This window comes from Streptomyces sp. NPDC058812, from assembly GCF_042744565.1.
In the GTDB taxonomy this organism is placed as follows: Bacteria; Actinomycetota; Actinomycetes; order Streptomycetales; family Streptomycetaceae; genus Streptomyces; species Streptomyces thinghirensis.
In genome coordinates this window covers 84,606-100,550 of record NZ_JBHYOB010000004.1, presented here as the reverse complement: position 1 = coordinate 100,550, position 15,945 = coordinate 84,606, and the positions used below count along the sequence as shown (strand labels likewise).

General features: G+C 72.0%; 15 protein-coding genes. 6 read left to right on the top strand and 9 right to left on the bottom strand.

The window, feature by feature from the left end; all coding sequences use genetic code 11:
• Positions 1-14: 14 nt before the first annotated feature.
• Complete coding sequence (locus tag ACFW48_RS09955; protein ID WP_386312330.1) at positions 15-1,019, bottom strand: LAETG motif-containing sortase-dependent surface protein; 1,005 nt, start codon at positions 1,017-1,019, stop codon at positions 15-17.
• A gap of 648 nt (positions 1,020-1,667) precedes the next feature.
• Positions 1,668-1,955: a chorismate mutase gene (locus ACFW48_RS09950; RefSeq protein ID WP_386312327.1), complete on the bottom strand. Its 288-nt coding sequence runs from the start codon at positions 1,953-1,955 to the stop codon at positions 1,668-1,670.
• A 344-nt stretch (positions 1,956-2,299) separates the two neighbouring features.
• On the opposite strand from ACFW48_RS09950, the gene guaA reads away from it, so the two are divergent.
• Complete coding sequence (guaA, locus tag ACFW48_RS09945) at positions 2,300-3,880, top strand: glutamine-hydrolyzing GMP synthase (protein WP_386312325.1); 1,581 nt, start codon at positions 2,300-2,302, stop codon at positions 3,878-3,880.
• A 9-nt stretch (positions 3,881-3,889) separates the two neighbouring features.
• Here the strand turns inward: guaA and ACFW48_RS09940 are convergent, their stop codons facing one another.
• Together ACFW48_RS09940 and ACFW48_RS09935 are read right to left on the bottom strand one after the other, a co-directional pair.
• Positions 3,890-4,387 (bottom strand): pyridoxamine 5'-phosphate oxidase family protein, encoded by a 498-nt coding sequence (locus ACFW48_RS09940; protein WP_386312323.1) that lies wholly within the window; start codon positions 4,385-4,387, stop codon positions 3,890-3,892.
• Between the two features lie 62 nt (positions 4,388-4,449).
• On the bottom strand, positions 4,450-5,361 hold the full coding sequence (locus tag ACFW48_RS09935) for a DUF4429 domain-containing protein (protein ID WP_386312320.1): 912 nt from the start codon (positions 5,359-5,361) through the stop codon (positions 4,450-4,452).
• Positions 5,362-5,597: 236 nt separating this feature from the next.
• On the opposite strand from ACFW48_RS09935, the gene ACFW48_RS09930 reads away from it, so the two are divergent.
• On the top strand, positions 5,598-6,893 hold the full coding sequence (locus ACFW48_RS09930; RefSeq protein WP_386312317.1) for a hypothetical protein: 1,296 nt from the start codon (positions 5,598-5,600) through the stop codon (positions 6,891-6,893).
• Between the two features lie 208 nt (positions 6,894-7,101).
• Positions 7,102-7,629 carry a DoxX family membrane protein gene (locus tag ACFW48_RS09925; RefSeq protein ID WP_386312314.1) on the top strand — a complete coding sequence of 176 codons (528 nt, stop codon included), beginning with the start codon at positions 7,102-7,104 and terminating at the stop codon, positions 7,627-7,629.
• 247 nt (positions 7,630-7,876) lie between these two features.
• On the opposite strand, the gene ACFW48_RS09920 is transcribed toward ACFW48_RS09925, so the two are convergent.
• Both ACFW48_RS09920 and ACFW48_RS09915 read right to left on the bottom strand, forming a co-directional pair.
• Positions 7,877-8,119: a hypothetical protein gene (locus ACFW48_RS09920; RefSeq protein WP_386312312.1), complete on the bottom strand. Its 243-nt coding sequence runs from the start codon at positions 8,117-8,119 to the stop codon at positions 7,877-7,879.
• Positions 8,106-9,542, bottom strand: a complete 1,437-nt coding sequence (locus tag ACFW48_RS09915; RefSeq protein ID WP_386312309.1) for a PspC domain-containing protein — start codon at positions 9,540-9,542, stop codon at positions 8,106-8,108. The genes ACFW48_RS09920 and ACFW48_RS09915 overlap by 14 nt, the downstream gene beginning before the upstream one ends.
• Before the next feature lie 180 nt (positions 9,543-9,722).
• On the opposite strand from ACFW48_RS09915, the gene ACFW48_RS09910 reads away from it, so the two are divergent.
• Entirely contained in the window at positions 9,723-11,015 is a 1,293-nt protein-coding gene (locus ACFW48_RS09910) for a PspC domain-containing protein (protein ID WP_386312306.1), read from the top strand.
• Positions 11,012-11,758 carry a LuxR C-terminal-related transcriptional regulator gene (locus ACFW48_RS09905; protein WP_386312303.1) on the top strand — a complete coding sequence of 249 codons (747 nt, stop codon included), beginning with the start codon at positions 11,012-11,014 and terminating at the stop codon, positions 11,756-11,758. Before ACFW48_RS09910 ends, ACFW48_RS09905 begins: the two co-directional genes overlap by 4 nt.
• 112 nt (positions 11,759-11,870) lie before the next feature.
• Here ACFW48_RS09905 and ACFW48_RS09900 read toward each other — a convergent pair whose 3' ends face one another.
• The gene (locus ACFW48_RS09900) at positions 11,871-12,929 is read right to left on the bottom strand and encodes an NlpC/P60 family protein (RefSeq protein WP_386312301.1); all 1,059 of its coding nucleotides are present in this window, start codon (positions 12,927-12,929) and stop codon (positions 11,871-11,873) included.
• Between the two features lie 314 nt (positions 12,930-13,243).
• Here ACFW48_RS09900 and ACFW48_RS09895 point away from each other — a divergent pair, with 314 nt between their 5' ends.
• Complete coding sequence (locus ACFW48_RS09895) at positions 13,244-13,597, top strand: hypothetical protein (RefSeq protein WP_310871671.1); 354 nt, start codon at positions 13,244-13,246, stop codon at positions 13,595-13,597.
• Here the strand turns inward: ACFW48_RS09895 and ACFW48_RS09890 are convergent.
• Both ACFW48_RS09890 and ACFW48_RS09885 read right to left on the bottom strand, forming a co-directional pair.
• Positions 13,575-14,600, bottom strand: coding sequence for a tellurite resistance/C4-dicarboxylate transporter family protein (locus ACFW48_RS09890; RefSeq protein ID WP_386312298.1), 1,026 nt, complete (start codon positions 14,598-14,600; stop codon positions 13,575-13,577). The two genes, ACFW48_RS09895 and ACFW48_RS09890, sit on opposite strands and share 23 nt — an antisense overlap.
• Positions 14,601-14,627: 27 nt before the next feature.
• Positions 14,628-15,842, bottom strand: coding sequence for an NlpC/P60 family protein (locus ACFW48_RS09885; RefSeq protein WP_386312295.1), 1,215 nt, complete (start codon positions 15,840-15,842; stop codon positions 14,628-14,630).
• Positions 15,843-15,945: the final 103 nt, after the last annotated feature.

Sequence of the window (15,945 nt, the reverse complement as noted above, 5' to 3'; positions counted from 1 at the left end):
CGGTCCGTGCTGTGTCACGCGTCCGCGCCGGCCTTGCGCCGCCGCACCGCGAACACGGCGCCGCCACCGACGACGACGGCGAGCCCGCCGACGAGGCCGATCATCGGCAGTGCGGAACTGGAACCGGTCTCGGCGAGGCTGCCGGTGACCTCGGGCGTGTCGGCGGCCGGCTTCTCGACGGCCACGGGAGCCTTGCCGCCTTCCTGCGGCTTGGTGCCCTCGGTGTCCGTACCGGCGGCCACGATCTGGAACTTGTAGGCGACGTCACCGAAGCCGGTGCACTCGCCGTCCGCGTCGCCGTAGATGGTCGCGCCGAGCGTGAAGCCGGCGCCGACCGGGGCGTCGGACCTCACGTTGATCCGCATCGGGATGTCGACCTCGTAGTCGGGCGCCAGCTCGTCGGTGTAACCGATGTAGCCGACCGCGTAGCCGAACTCGTTGAGGTCCTCCCAGATCTTGTCGTCGGGGTTCCAGGCCTGGAGGCTGACCTTCTTGCTCTCGAACAGCTCCTCGCCGTTCCGGTCGGCGGAGGCACCGGCCAGGTATTCGAGGTTCTGGAGTGTGGAGCCGGAGTTGTTGGCCACGTTCAGCGAGAACTTGTGCCAGCCGCTGCCCACCGCGATCTCGCCGGGCAGGCCCGTGATGCCGACGTCGACCTTGGTGTCCTCGCACACCGACGGCTCGGGGGCCGGGGTCTCGGTCTCCTCGGGCGCGGAGGTGCTCGGCGACGGCGAGGCGGGCGTGGAGGTGGACGTGCTGGGCGCCGGGGACTCGGGGGCCGAGGTGCTCGGAGAGCTGCTCGGGGAGTCGCTCGGCGGGGGAGCGGTCTCGCTCGTGGACTGGCTCGGAGACGGGTCCGTCGGGGGCGTGCTCTCCGGTGCGGTCTCGCCGGCGGAACTGGTCGGCGGCGGAGACGTCGGCGTGTCACCGGTCGCGTAGGCGGCCGGCGCCGCGAGCAGCGCCACCGGGGCGATCACTGCCGTGGCGGCCGCAGCTGCCATGGCGCGACGAAGCTTCATGAAGACCTCGGGTAGTCCGGCGTACCGCGCATGGCGATACGGGAGAGTCAGGGAGGCCTCCGCGTGTGGGGCGCGGGTGTGGCCCTTGGTTCGGTCCGTACGCCTGTTTGATCTGTGAAAGCTGTGAATGGTTGCCCTCGAACTCACAGAACTTTTATGTGGCGTGCGTCACTCAGGGCCGGCGAAAGAGGCGGCGGACATGGCGAAGGGCCCCGCGGGATGTGTGCCGCGGGGCCCTTCCTCGGCCAGCACCGGCGTCAGGGCAGCGCCGGTGCCTCGGAAGCGGCGCCGGGGGGTTGCGCCGCTTGCTTCGAATGGCATGCGGTTCCGAATGCCGAATGGCCGTGCAGTCGAGTGGGCCGAGGGACTCGGCCGCCCCGTCGGCCGGCCCCGGGCGTCCCCGGAGCCGGCCGTTCTCTTGGGTGACCGGGCTGCTGTCCCCTGCCGTCCGGTCACTTTCCTGGAGCGAGGTCCCACGACGTGCGGCACGATCCGCACGTCTCATCGCTCCAGTGAGCCACGCGTGGTTCTTTCGGGCCCGCCCCTGGCTGACACGGACACCGGGACAACGAAGCCGCTCGCGTGCCGGTCACGCGCCGTACGGGTGAGAAGGCGCCCGAACTCAGATGCGACGCTCGGGCCCGGCGCTCAGACGCGCCCGCGGCACAGTTCCAGCATCGTCATCGCCAGCGCCGTACCCGGCTTGCCCAGCGCCTGCCGGTAGTGGTCGAGGACCTCCATCTCGCGGGAGAGGTTCACGCGCCGGCCGCCGGAGGTGATCCGCGCCTCCTGGATGACCGCGGAGACGGCCATCCGTTCCTGGATCAGCCCGATGATCCGGTCGTCCAGTGCGTCGATGCGCTCCCGGGCGCCCGTGATCACGTCGGCTGCCTCGGTGGTGCGGGCGCCGGTCTTGTCTGCCGCGGTGACGGTCATGTCGGTGTCTCCTCGCCGAAGGGGGTGGTGCCTCTGGCCGACGGGATCCGCAAACGCCAGGCGCCCCGGGCCTTGTCGGCCCGGGGCGCCTGGGAAGTCGCTTGTCAGTTGCTCAAGCAGCACGACCATGGCAGCCGGTGGGCCGGTTGCCATAGGTAAACAGGAAGGTCTGGTGCGTGAGCATGAGGCCAGTATGCCCCGGGGGCGGACGGTGTCCAAGCCGGTTCGTATGGTGAGACGCGGGGGAGGGGGTGACCGTGACGCCGCGGGCGGGGCGGGGCCACCCGCCCACCTCGGTAGAATCGGCAGTACAAGACCCCCGCCCGACCGCCGGAAGGCACCCCGTGTCATCAGCGACTCCCGCTGCCGCCGCCCCCGACACCGTCCTGGTCGTCGACTTCGGCGCGCAGTACGCCCAGCTCATCGCCCGTCGTGTCCGCGAGGCGCGGGTCTACAGCGAGATCGTGCCGAGCTCCATGCCGGTCGCGGAGATGCTCGCCAAGAACCCGGCGGCCATCATCCTCTCCGGCGGCCCCTCGTCGGTGTACGAGCCGGGTGCCCCCACCCTCGACCGCACCCTGTTCGACGCGGGCGTCCCCGTCTTCGGCATGTGCTACGGCTTCCAGCTGATGGCGCAGACCCTCGGCGGCACCGTCGACAACTCCGGCGCCCGTGAGTACGGCCGTACCGAGCTGTCGGTCTCCAGGCCGTCCTCCACCCTCTTCGAGGGCACCCCGGCCGAGCAGGCCGTGTGGATGTCGCACGGCGACGCCTGCTCCGCCGCCCCCGAGGGCTTCACCGTCACCGGCTCCACGGACGTCGTGCCGGTCGCCGCGTTCGAGAACGACGAGAAGAAGCTCTACGGCGTCCAGTACCACCCCGAGGTGATGCACTCCACGCACGGCCAGCAGGTCCTGGAGCACTTCCTGTACCGGGGCGCGGGCCTGCGCCCGGACTGGACCACCGGCAACGTCATCGAGGAGCAGGTCGCTGCGATCCGCGAGCAGGTCGGCGACCGGCGCGCCATCTGCGGTCTGTCCGGCGGCGTGGACTCCGCCGTCGCCGCCGCCCTCGTCCAGAAGGCCATCGGCTCCCAGCTGACCTGCGTCTACGTCGATCACGGCCTGATGCGCCAGGGCGAGACCGAGCAGGTCGAGAAGGACTTCGTCGCCGCGACCGGCGTACAGCTGAAGGTCGTGGACGCGCAGGAGCGGTTCCTGAAGGCGCTGGCCGGGGTCTCCGACCCCGAGGAGAAGCGGAAGATCATCGGCCGCGAGTTCATCCGGGTCTTCGAGCAGGCCCAGGCCGAGATCATCGCCGACCAGGGCCCCGCGGTCGAGTTCCTCGTCCAGGGCACCCTCTACCCGGACGTGGTCGAGTCCGGCGGCGGCACCGGCGCGGCGAACATCAAGTCCCACCACAATGTCGGCGGGCTGCCCGAGGACCTCGAGTTCCAGCTCGTCGAGCCGCTGCGCAAGCTGTTCAAGGACGAGGTCCGGATGGTCGGCCAGGAGCTGGGCCTGCCGGACGAGATCGTCCAGCGCCAGCCGTTCCCCGGTCCGGGCCTCGGTATCCGGATCGTCGGCGAGGTCACCAAGGAGCGGCTCGACCTGCTCCGCGAGGCCGACGCCATCGCCCGCGAGGAGCTGACGGCGGCCGGCCTCGACCGCGACATCTGGCAGTGCCCCGTGGTGCTGCTCGCGGACGTCCGTTCCGTCGGCGTCCAGGGCGACGGCCGCACCTACGGCCACCCGATCGTGCTGCGGCCCGTCTCCTCCGAGGACGCGATGACGGCCGACTGGTCCCGGCTGCCGTACGACGTGCTCTCCAAGATCTCGACCCGCATCACCAACGAGGTCAAGGACGTCAACCGGGTCGTCCTCGACGTGACGTCGAAGCCGCCGGGGACGATCGAGTGGGAGTGATCCCCGGCCCTACGCGCGCCTGACCGTGCGCAAGGGCTCCCCGGGCTGCCAGATCTGGACGACCAGATTCTCGCCCTCGACGTAGGTCCGCACGACCTCCGTCAGCTCGGTACGGAAGAGGTGGAACGGCTCCGGCGGTTTCACCTCTTTCACGTATCCGGCCCGCGCCTCGGCGTCCTCGACCTCCACCGCCCGGCCGCCGATCCGCACGTCCCCACCGCCCATGCCGGTGCCGTCCCCCGGATTGGCCTGCAACGCGAACCGTGCGTCGCGGCGCAGGTCGAGCGCCTTCAGCGAGCCCGGCATCATGCCGAGCCACAGCTCGCCGCTCAAGAAACGCACCTCCAGGCCGGTGGTGCGGGGCGAGCCGTCCCTGCGCAGGGTGGCGAGGGTGTGGTGGGTGTACGCGCCGAAACGTGCCTCGACGGTGGCGGCCAGTGCGGGTTCGGCGGTGGCGAAGTCGGACCAGTTGGCTACGGCGCTCGTGGCAGCGGTTCGTGGTGTCATACGCCGAGTCTCCACCCGAAACCCGACACCTTCTGTCGGTATTGCGCCTCGCGGGGTCACGTTCAGAAGCCCCGGAGCACCGCCGCCTTCGTCATGGCGAACTCCGCGTCCGTGAGGACGCCGCCGCGGTGCAGCTCACCCAGTTCGCGCAGCCGGCGCAGCAGGACGTCGTGATGATCGGACGGCGGCGGTGCGGGACTCCGGATCCCGGGCCGTGGCCCGCTCCCGGCGGACTCCGGAGCGGTGCCGTCCGCGTCACCCGTACGGGCGGACGGATGCGGCAGCCGGGCCGTGACCGCGGTGGCGATCAGCGCGGTGAGCAGGTCGCGGCGGGCGCTGCCCCACAGGTCCAGGGCGTACGGGTCCTTCTCCGGCGGCAGCTTGGAGGACACCGTCTCCCGGGTCACGAACCGCAGGAAACCGTCCTCGGCCCCGGAGTTGGGCAGCCACTCGACCCGCACCAGGTCACCGACGTCGATGATCCGCGGACCGGTGGCGCGTTTGACCCGGTCGGAGGCGTCGGCCCAGTCGATCCGCACCTGGGTGCCGTCGAAGGAGACCGTGCCGTCCGAGGAGCGCACCGAGACCGGCACCGGCGGCCCGGGCAACAGGTAGTCCTCGGTGGGCTCCTTGGGGATCTGGTCGAGGAGCAGCGCGTGGCGGATCTCCTCGGCGACGTACTCGGCGATCCCGCAGCGGTCGATCTCCACCGTCAGCCGGTACGGGTCCGCCGCGTCGGGCAGCCGGCCGCCGGTTGCCTGGAGGAGGGGATCGGCGCCCTCGCGCAGCCTCAGCCGCAGCCGTCCGCGTTTGCGTTCCGGCTCGAAGCCGACGCCCGCGACGGCCTCCAGCGGCACCGAGACCTCTCCGTACGTCTGCCGGAACAGTGGCACCGAGCGGTGCAGGCCCGGCGTGATCCGGACCGTACTGCCGTCGAACGCCCAGGTCCCGTCGCGCTGGATGATCTCGGCCATAAGGGAATTCTCGCAGCCGGGTCAACACGGCGGTCCGCGTGTCACCCGCGCTGAGCAGAGCGGACCGGGGGCGCCGGGCGTGCGGGGGGTGGTGTACGGCACAATTCGCTGTCGTCCCAAGGGACTTACGGGTCCTCCACGGGCGGCGCGGCAGTGCTGTCGCGGATGCCGGCGCAGGTGTCGGCGTAGCTGGTGTCACTGGGTTTCGCAGGGGTTCGGGAAGGCAGGCGTCGGGCGTGGCGGTGCAGGAGGCGAGACGCGGGAGCGGCTCGGACAAAGGCGCGTACGAGGCGGCGCACGGGGGTGGCTGCACCTGCGGGGACTGCCCGCACGGCGCCCGTGAGGGGCACCGGCGGGCGGTCGCCGCGTTCCTGCTGCGGCGGGACGAGTTCGCGGCCGGACAGGGCCTGCCGGCCGCGGTGGCCCACTCGGCCTCCGCTTCCCGGCAGTGGGTCTCGGAGGAGTTGACCCAGTCCGCGGAAGTCGTCGCCGAACGCGGTCGCGCCGAGGGCGAGGCCTGGCTCGCGGCACTCGGGCGCCGCACGGCGACCGTCGTGTGGGCCGGGGTCGTACTGCTGCTGCTCGGGCAGTCGCTCACCGCGATCGGTGCCGGCTGGACCGCGGCGCGCACCGCCGGGCTCGCGGCGGCGCTGGCCGTGGCCGGTGCGCTGACGGCGGCGTCGTGGTTCCACCGCGCGCGGGGCGGGGCGCTGGCCCCGGTCATCGGCGAGGACAACCGCCTCTCCACCTCCCGGGCGGTGGCGGCGGCCTGGGTGCTCTTCGTCGCCTACGCGGTGCTCGTCCTGGCCGGACAACTGGCGGTGGCCTCGGGCCCCGGTCGACGGGACGCGTTGATCTCCGGGCTCGAACTCGCCCGCGGCGCCGGTGCGGTGACCGTGCTCGCGGTGGTGTGCGGGATCGCGGTCCTGGTGCGGCGAGTGGTCGGACTGCGGGTGCTGGGGCAGCGGCTGCAGAAGGTACGGGCGGACCGGCCGCGCGCGGCCGACCTGCTGACGGACGACGCGGGCCGCGGGGCCTTCGCCGACATCCAGTACGTGGTGATCAGCACCGTCGCGCTGGTGTTCGCGGCCGTACGGCTGGCCCGGCGCCCGGAACAACTGCCCGACCTGCCGTGGGGGCTGGCGGTCGTCGTGCTGGTGTCGGCGGCGACCTACGTGGCCGGGAAGTACGCGGAGGGCGGGCGCCCCGTGGTCCTCTCCGTGGTCCGGGCACGGGAGGCCGGTGACCTGGACGCCCCGATCCGCACCGGCGACGACATCGAGATCCGGGGCGCCGGCTTCGTACCGCCGGGCGCGCAGCGCGCGGACCGCCTGTCCCGGATGGTCGTCCGCATCGGCGCGGTCAACGTCCACGTACCTCTGGTCCCGGTGACCGGCGGCTTCAGCAACCCCACGGACGACCTGCTGACGGTCCCGGTACCGGCGGACGTGGAACCGGGCCGGGTGGACGTCCAGGTCGTCACGAGCGCGGGCGTGGAAACCAACCGGTACGCGATCGACGTGACGGACTGACGCCCGCCGAACCCGCTGCCGACCGTCAGCCTGTCGAAACCGGGACCTGTCGAAACCGGGACCTGTCGAAACCGGGACCTGTCGAAACCGGGACCTGTCGAAACCGACAGGAAGAATCCGGTCGCAGAGGGATTGAGAGAGGCCCCCACGTCGTACGTATGGTCTGGTGGGGGTCTCGGCACGCGCGGGCGAGAGGCGGCTGGCAGTGATGACTCACGGAATGCGGACGGATGCGTACACCTCGCATCCCGGCGGCGGAGACTGGCGTGACCACGCCACCCGGTACGCCCTCCTGCCCCTACGGATCTTTCTGGGCGTCACCTTCATCTACGCGGGCTTGGACAAACTCACGGACAGCGCCTTCATGAAGGACGCGGGCGCCGGCTCGGTCGGCGACATGATGCGGACCGTCCGCGACTCCTCGGCCATCCCCGCCCTGGTCGACCTGGCCCTGAAGAGCCCCGCCGGTTTCGGCTACGCCATCGCCCTGGGCGAGCTGGCGGTCGGCATCGGCACCCTGCTCGGACTGCTGACCCGACTGGCGGCGCTCGGCGGCGCGCTGATCTCGCTCAGCCTGTGGCTGACCGTCAGCTGGGCCTCCGACCCGTACTACTACGGCAACGACCTCGCCTACCTCATGGCCTGGATCCCCCTTGTCCTCGCGGGTGCCCCGCTGCTGTCACTGGACGCCGCGCTGCGCTCCCGCCGACGACAGCGGAGGGGCGGGTACCGGTAGTTGCCCGCGGGTACCGGTGGTCGCCCGAGGGTGCTGGTGGTCGTGCGCGGACGCCGTGGTTGCCCGCGGGATACCGGTAGTCGCGCGCGGACACCGGTGGTTACCCGCGGACGCCGGTGTTGCCCGCGGACGCCGGTGGTCGCCCGCAGGTACCGGTGGCCGTCCGCCAACCCGCGAGCCGCGAACCCGCGAGCCGCGAACCCGCGAGCCGCGAACCCGTCACCTGCCCACCGCGCCGCCCCTCCCGTCAGCCGGGGAGATCTGCCCGGCGCTCGTCCCTGCCCGCGCGGAGTGCTCCGCGGCGTCGGTGCACGGCCTGGGCCAGGACCCCGACCGCTCCCGCGGTGCAGAGGCCGCCCACGACGAGGGGGATCAGCACGAACCACGGCGTCTCCCAGAGGCCGCCCGCGTCGCCGACGTAGATGACGCCCGCCAGGGTCAGGAAGAAGCCGGCGACCAGTCGTCCGGGCTGGAACCTATGACGCAGCACGGGTCACCTCCGCCTGTCCGACGCCGACCTGGAGGTCGAGGTCGAGCGTGCCGGCGTTCTTGACGCCCGTGGCGGGGGTCAGGGTGACCTCCTTGTGCTTGCCCGGTGCCACGTCCACGTCCTTCTTGTCGTCGCCGGGCAGCTGGATGTCACCCACGCCCACCTCGACGCTCAGCCGCACGGTCACGTCCTGCGGCACGACGACCTGTATTCGGCCCATGCCCACGTCCGCCCGGGTGGTCACCGTCTGCCCCTCGGCCAGGTCCAGCCCGGACAGGTCGAGGGTGCCGCTGCCGGTACCGATGTCGTACTGCTCGCGTACGCCGGCCACCGTCGTGGGCTCCCAGGTGGTCCGGACCCAGTCGGTGCCGACGTCCTTGGGCACGGCGGCCGATCCGGCGAGCAGGCCCGCAGTGATGATCGCCAGGAAGATGGAGCCGGCCCCGGTGCGCCCGAGGAAGGCGCTGACCGCGATGCCGACGCCGAAGACGGCGAGGGCGCAGGCCAGGCCGGTCTGCAGACTGGTGCCGAGCGGGTGTTGGTCCCAGGTCAGCCGGGAGCCGAGGAACGCCGCGAGCAGGGCGAGGAGGAACACCCAGCCGCCGATCCCGCGGGGACCGCGCGGTTGCGGGGACCGCGAGCGCCGGTCGTTCGCGGCGGGGCGGTCACGGTACTGGCCCCCGCGGCCGATGTTGACGGCCGCCGCGATGTCGCGGGCCTCGGAGTCCGGTGGGCCCCACAGATAACCCGTCCCGCCGACGTGGGTGCCGTCCTTGACTATGGGGTCGCGCCACCAGGAGGGCCAAGTGATCATGATCGGGGGTGCCTGGGCCTCCGGTGGAGCGTCGGCGGCGGCCTGGGCGGAGAGCGGATCGGGGTCGGGAGCCTTCCGCTGCCGGGACCAGTACCCGGCGCCCGCGAGGACGAGGGAGAGGACGACGGCGAAGGTCAGCACCCCGCCGTTGTTCAGCATGGTCAGGAAGACCCCGCAGCCGACCAGGGCGAACAGCACGGCCGCCAGCGCCTGGCCGTCGACCCGGCCGGTCAGCAGCTTGCGCACCTCGTTCTCGTCCTCGTCGTCGTATGGGACGAAGAGCCAGGCGAAGCCGTAGAAGATGAGGCCGATGCCGCCGGTCGCGGAGAGCACGGCGAGGGTGATCCGGAAGATCACCGGATCCATGTCGCACTGCCGCCCCAGGCCCGCGCACACCCCGGCGAGCGTCTTGTGCCGCCGGTCGCGCCGGAACCTGTGGGGCGGACCGGGGACATCGGCGCCGGCGGGGGCGCCCGCGTCGGCCGCGGCACCGCCCGCGGCGTCCGCGGCATCCGCGGCGGGCGGGGCGCCCTGCGGCCCGGCGCCCAGCGGAGGGCGCGGGCCGGAGCCGGGTCCCGGACCCGTCGCGGCGTGCTCGTGATCTGTCATGAGTCCATGGTGACGGGCGCGGCGCCGTGACGGCAGTCGGTTCGACCCTGGTCGGACCCTGATATCGGCCCTGACACGACGCCGGGGGAGCGTTCGAAGATCCCCGGGCCCGAAGATCAGGGGAGTCTCGGGGACCGACCCTGATGCTCCGGCTCCCTCGGCCGTGTGACCATCTGTGTCATGCCGGAAGCCGCAGCAGCACCACTCGTCGAACCGCGGCCGCCGCGCAAGCTCTACCGCAGCAGCGACGGACGCTGGCTCGGTGGCGTGGCGCGGGGGCTCGCCGGACACCTCGGGCTGCCCGTCATCTGGGTACGGTTCGCCTTCGTCGGCCTGTTCATGGCCGACGGCCTGGGCGCGCTGCTGTACGCGGCCTTCTGGTTCTTCGTACCCCTGGGCGTCGGCGGTGTCGACGCCCAGCGGCCGCCGTCCCTCGTCACCTCCGAGCCCTCGCCGGACGGCCGCCGCAGACTCGTCGCCCGCAAGCCCGACAAGGGCCAGATCGTCGCCCTGCTCCTCATGGTCGTCGTGGCCCTGGTCTTCGTGGGCAACGTCGACCTCGGCGGCGGTGCCAAGGCCTACCTCTGGCCGACCGTGCTCGTCGGCGCCGGCGTCGCCCTCGTCTGGCGCCAGGCGGACAACGCCCGCCGGGCCCGCTGGGCCGAGGTCGGGCGCCACCGGCGCACCGTCACCGTGCTGCGCTCCGTGGCCGGCGTCCTGCTGGTGACGGCCGGCGCCACCGGCATCTTCGTCCTCCAGGGGTCCGCCGCCCACCTCGGCTCCGTTCTCCAGGCGGCCCTCGCCGTCCTCGTCGGTATAACGCTCCTCGCCGGCCCCTACCTGGTACGCATGACGCAGGACCTCTCCGAGGAGCGGCTGATGCGCATCCGGGCCCAGGAGCGGGCCGAGGTCGCCGCCCACGTCCACGACTCGGTGCTGCACACCCTGACCCTGATCCAGCGCAACGCGGAGAGCGCGGGCGAGGTGCGCCGCCTGGCCCGCGCCCAGGAGCGCGACCTGCGCGCCTGGCTCTACAAGCCGGAGGGCAACGGCAAGGACGAGGACGACGAGCCCACCACCCTCGCCGAGGCAGTGAAGCGCAACGCCGCGGAGGTCGAGGACAAGCACGGCGTCCCCATCGAGGTCGTGGTCGTCGGCGACTGCCCGCTCGACGAGAGAATCAGCGCACAGATGCAGGCCGGACGCGAGGCGATGGTGAACGCGGCCAAGTACGGTGGCGAGGGCGGCGCCGTACAGGTCTTCGCCGAAGTCGAGGGCAGGACGGTCTTCGTGTCCGTCCGGGACCGCGGCCCCGGCTTCGACCTCGACTCGATACCCGCCGACCGGATGGGCGTCAGAGAATCGATCATCGGCCGCATGGAGCGCAACGGCGGCACGGCGCGACTGCGCGCGGTGCCGGACGGCGGCACGGAGGTCGAGCTGGAGATGGAGAGGGCGGAGAAGACGTCATGAGCGACCCGACCGAGGCGAACGGAACGGCGGGAGAGGGCGAGGCGGCCCAGCCCGCACAGCCGGCGGACGGCGGCGCGGGGGAGCGTCACGTGCGCGTGGTGCTCGTCGACGACCACCGCATGTTCCGCACCGGCGTCCAGGCCGAGATCGGCCAGACCGCGCAGACCGGCGTCGAGGTCGTCGGCGAGGCCGCCGACGTCGACCAGGCCGTCACGGTCATCACCGCGACCCGGCCGGAGGTGGTCCTCCTCGACGTACACCTCCCGGGCGGTGGCGGTGTCGAAGTCCTGCGTCGCTGCGCTCCCTTGATGAGCGACGCCGACCAGCCCGTCCGCTTCCTCGCCCTGTCCGTCTCGGACGCGGCGGAGGACGTGATCGGCGTGATCCGCGGCGGCGCCCGGGGCTACGTGACCAAGACGATCACCGGCACGGACCTGGTGAACTCCGTCTTCCGCGTCCAGGAGGGCGACGCCGTCTTCTCCCCGCGCCTGGCCGGCTTCGTCCTCGACGCGTTCGCCTCCACCGACGCCCCGCCGGTCGACGAGGACCTCGACCGCCTCACCCAGCGCGAGCGCGAGGTGCTGCGCCTGATCGCCCGCGGCTACGCGTACAAGGAGATCGCCAAGCAGCTGTACATCTCGGTGAAGACGGTCGAGTCCCACGTCTCGGCGGTGCTCCGCAAGCTCCAGCTGTCCAACCGGCACGAGCTGACGCGGTGGGCCACGGCACGGCGGCTGGTCTGACCATGCGTGCACGGCATCTGGTCGGATCGGGTTCGGCCCCAGAGCCCCCGGTCCGCCGTTGCCGGAGCGGCCGGAGCGGCCCGGCGACTCGTCGGGCACGCGCGTGCAGGCGCTACGCCACCCGCGTAGCCCCCGCGAACGGCATCTGGTCGACGGGGGCGACGCGGACCGGTGCCGACGGGTTCGGGGCGTGGATCATCCGGCCGTCGCCGACGTAGATGCCGACGTGGCTGATGCCCGAGTAGAAGAACACCAGGTCCCCCGGAAGCAGTTCGGACCGTGGGACACGGCGGCCCGCGTCGATCTGGGCGTAGGTCGTGCGGGGCAGGGAGACGCCGGCGGCGCGGTAGGCGGCCTGGGTGAGGCCGGAGCAGTCGAAGGCGTCGGGGCCGGTCGCGCCCCACACGTAGGGACTGCCGAGCTTCTGGTGGGCGTAGGCGACGGCCGCCGCGGCGCGCGAGTTGGGGGCCTGGGCGGAAGAGGCGGGCAGGGAGTCCCGGGAGCCCGCCGACGAGCGCGAGGCACGGTCGTCCGAGCCGTGGCCGAGGCGGGCGCGTTCCTCGGCGGTCAGCCGGGACAGCAGGCGGCGGGCCGTGTCCAGCTTGCCGGTGATCGTCGTGCGGTGACGTTTCAGCTCGGCCCGGCGTGACTTCAGCGAGGTCACCTCGATGCGGGCGGCTCCGCGCAACTGCTCGATCTCCCGCAGTTCCTTGCGCGCCCGGCCCACGGCGGCCGTCTGGCGGCTGCCCGCCCGCTCGATGAAGGCGGCGCCGTCGAGATACCGGTCGGGGTCGGCGGAGAGCGCGAGTTGCAGGGCCGGGTCGAGGCCGCCGCTGCGGTACTGGGCCGCCGCGACCGAACCGAGTCGCTCCCGGGTGGAGTTGAGCCGGTCCGCCTTGCGGGCCGCCTCGTCCCGCAGTTCCTCCAGGCGCTGCTGGGCGGCGTCCGCCTTCTCCTTCGCGCCGTTGTACTTCTCGGTGGCGACCTCCGCCTCCTGGTAGAGCTTGTCCACCTTGGCCTTGACCTGCGCCGGCGTCGGTTTCGGATCGGCGTGCCCGGTGCCGCCGGCCAGCCCGGTCGCCGTTGCCGCGCCCGCGAGGGTGATCGTGGCCGCCGTACGGGCCCTCCCGCCGCCCGTCGTGCGCTGTCGCGGCCTGCGGTGCGTTCCCACCTGCGATCCACGTCCTTTCCGTACGACTCGACTCCGGTTGCCTGGGGGAGGACGCTAGGCGCGGCGGTAACGGCCGGGTGACGGGATGCGCGGAAGTGGCGGTACCGGATCGACAGGCGACCGAATGTGACTGAGGGCTCACCCTGCGGCCGTCGTCTTCACACAGGGTGATGACCGATGTCCCGGATCGGGGACGCACGAGGGGCGTGAGGTGTTATGGGGTGCATGTATGCACCTCGGTGTGCACCCCGGGCGGTTGCCTCCACCGGGCCGGTGTCCGAGGGTGTCCGGACCCCTGATTAGGCTCCGGCCTCATGGACGTACTCATCCACATTTTCGTCGGTCTGCACATCATCGGCATCGCCTCGCTCCTCGGGGGCTTCCTGACCCAGATGAAGGCGATGGGCCAGGGCACGGCCCGTTTCGTCCCCGCGATGCTGCACGGCGCACTGACGATGCTGGTCACCGGCGTCATCCTGATCGGCCTCAACCAGGCCGACGACCAGTCCGTCGACAACGTCAAGATGGGCGTGAAGCTCGCCCTGCTGATCGTGATCCTCGGCCTGGTCTACGTGAAGCGCGACGACGAGAAGGTGGAGAAGCCACTGTTCGGCCTGGTGGGCCTGCTGACCGTGGCGAACATCTTCATCGCGGTGCTGTGGACCTGATCTCCCCGGTGTCCGCGCCCGCGGACGACCGCAGCCCGGACCGGGCCTGGAAGACCGCCCCCGCCGCGACCGCCAGCCACGCGGCCACCGCGATCCACAGCAGCGCCTGACCGGGCGCGTCCAGCCACGGGACGTCGAGGACGGCGGCGACGGACAGCGTCGCCGCCGCCGTCATGCCGAGGGGGAACACGGTCGACCAGCGGCGCACGTCGTAGCGGATCCGGGGCCACGCGATCTCGGCGGCGAGCAGTACGGCGTACCAGGCGAGATCGAGGGCGAGCAGGAAGACGGTCACGTCGTGCAGGACTGCGTAGTCGTCGTTGTTCCACAGGTACATGCCCGTCCCGGCCGCCGCGAGGAGCTTGGCGCCGGCGAGGGCCGAGATGGCGAGCGCGCCGCCCGCCACCCAGTGGTCTCCGGAGCCCCGGGCCACCTGCCGCAGATCGAAGCGGAACAGTGCGATCAGGTAGAGCACGATCCCGAGCCAGAACGGCACCAGGGACGCGTGCGCCAGCCAGGCCGTCGAGGTGGCGCCGGCGAGTGTGGCGCCCAGCACGGCCAGGCCCTCCGTGGCCACGCAGCCCAGGAACACCGCCCCGGGCATCCGGCGCCCCCAGTGTGTGACGACCAGGAACAGCAGTATCGGCCACAGCAGCGCCGCCAGCGCCAGCAGCGCCGCCGCCACGGGGGACCAGCCGAACAGGGAGACGCGGGTGCCCAGCACGGTCGTCGCGGCGACGGCGGTGAGCGCGCCCGGCGTCCCGGCCCGCGTCACCCACTGGGCCCGCTCGACCAGCAGCAGGTAGAGGAAGTTCGCCGCCAGGGTCAGCCAGGCGGCGCAGGCCAGGACCAAGGCGATCCGGGACAGGACCTCGTGGCCCGTCAGGTGCAGGGCGACCGACAGGATGCCGGTCGCCATGACCGCGGCCCCGGCCGCCGGCGGACGCTGCGCCCACCAGGCGCGCAGGGGGTAGGGGGAGGTGGGAGAGGTGCCGGATGACATGCGCCCGATGCTATGGATCCGCGGGGCTCAGGCCGGGCGCACCACGCTGTGGATCGACGACTCGCCGTCGTAGAAGATCGACTCCTCACGGACGTACGCGCCCGGCTTCGGGGCGTGGATCATCATGCCGTTGCCGATGTAGAGGCCGACGTGACTGAGGTCGTCGTAGAAGAAGACCAGGTCGCCGGGCTGGGCCTGGGAGACCGGGACGGTCGTGCCGGCGTCGACCTGGTCGTAGGTGGTGCGCGGCAGTGTCACCCCCGCGTCCTTCCAGGCGGCCTGGGTCAGGCCCGAGCAATCGTAGGAGTCGGGGCCCGTGGCGCCCCAGACGTACGGCTTGCCGATCTGGGCGCGGGCGAAGGCCAGCGCTTTCTCGGCCTTGGTGCCGTATGAGGAGTCCGGCGTGGAGGACCCGGTTCCCGTGCCGGCGCCACCGGAGCCGGAGGAGCCGGAGGAGCCTGGTGATCCGGAGGAGTCCGAGTCGGCGTCGCTCTCCTGCTCCTGCCGGTCGGCCTGCTCCTGCCGCTTCCGCTCCTCGGCCTGCTGCTTCGCGAGTTCCGCGGCCTTGCGGGCGGCCTCCTCCTGCTTCTTCTTCTCGATCGCCGCGAGCCTGGCCTTCTCCTCGGCGGTCAGCTCCGACAGCAGCTCACGCGCGGTGGCGAGCTTCTTCTGGACGGTGGCCTTGGCCGTCTTGAGGTCGCTCTGCGACTCGGTGAGCGTCTTGAGGCTCTCCGTGGCCTCCCGGCGCTTCTCCATCGTCTCGGACTGCTGCGTGACGTAGTCGTCGACCGCGTCCTTCTGGCGGCCGGTGAGCCGGTCCATCAGGTGGGTCCGGTCGACGTAGTCCTGCGGCGAGTCCGCGAGCAGGAAGGTCGCGGTCTCCGGGACCGTGGAGCCCGTGCGGTACTGCGCGGAGGCGAAGGAACCCAGCTCCTCGCGCGCCTCGTTGAGCTTCTGGGTGCGCTTGGCGACGTCGTCGAGGAGGGTGTCGACGCGCTTGCGCTGCTTGGAGGTCTTCTCCTTGGCCGCGTTGTACGTCTCCGTCGCCGACCCCGCCTGGCGGTAAAGGTCGTCGACCTTCTTCTCGACCTCTTCGAGGCTCGGCCTGTCGTCGTCCGACGGCGCGGCGGTGGCCGTTTGGGACAGCAGGGCCACAGAGGTGAGGGCCGCCGTGGCGAGGGCGGGGGTCCGTATGCCTGCGACGCGCGTACCCGTGGGACGCGACTTGCGGTGCGACGCCAAGGAGGCGACTCCTTCCAAAGGTCCGCCTACCGGGTCAGCGGTGGGGGTACCCCCAGGCCTTTCGGGCCCTGGGGGAGGGTTCGGGCGGTGTGGTTCGGAAGGG

Bases quoted from the DNA above. Each gene is read 5' to 3' on its own strand.
- ACFW48_RS09955 (WP_386312330.1), bottom strand. From the start codon at position 1,019: ATGAAGCTTCGTCGCGCCATGGCAGCTGCGGCCGCCACGGCAGTGATC.
- ACFW48_RS09950 (WP_386312327.1), bottom strand. From the start codon at position 1,955: ATGACCGTCACCGCGGCAGACAAGACCGGCGCCCGCACCACCGAGGCA.
- ACFW48_RS09940 (WP_386312323.1), bottom strand. From the start codon at position 4,387: ATGACACCACGAACCGCTGCCACGAGCGCCGTAGCCAACTGGTCCGAC.
- ACFW48_RS09935 (WP_386312320.1), bottom strand. From the start codon at position 5,361: ATGGCCGAGATCATCCAGCGCGACGGGACCTGGGCGTTCGACGGCAGT.
- ACFW48_RS09925 (WP_386312314.1), top strand. From the start codon at position 7,102: ATGACTCACGGAATGCGGACGGATGCGTACACCTCGCATCCCGGCGGC.
- ACFW48_RS09915 (WP_386312309.1), bottom strand. From the start codon at position 9,542: ATGACAGATCACGAGCACGCCGCGACGGGTCCGGGACCCGGCTCCGGC.
- ACFW48_RS09910 (WP_386312306.1), top strand. From the start codon at position 9,723: ATGCCGGAAGCCGCAGCAGCACCACTCGTCGAACCGCGGCCGCCGCGC.
- ACFW48_RS09905 (WP_386312303.1), top strand. From the start codon at position 11,012: ATGAGCGACCCGACCGAGGCGAACGGAACGGCGGGAGAGGGCGAGGCG.
- ACFW48_RS09895 (WP_310871671.1), top strand. From the start codon at position 13,244: ATGGACGTACTCATCCACATTTTCGTCGGTCTGCACATCATCGGCATC.
- ACFW48_RS09890 (WP_386312298.1), bottom strand. From the start codon at position 14,600: ATGTCATCCGGCACCTCTCCCACCTCCCCCTACCCCCTGCGCGCCTGG.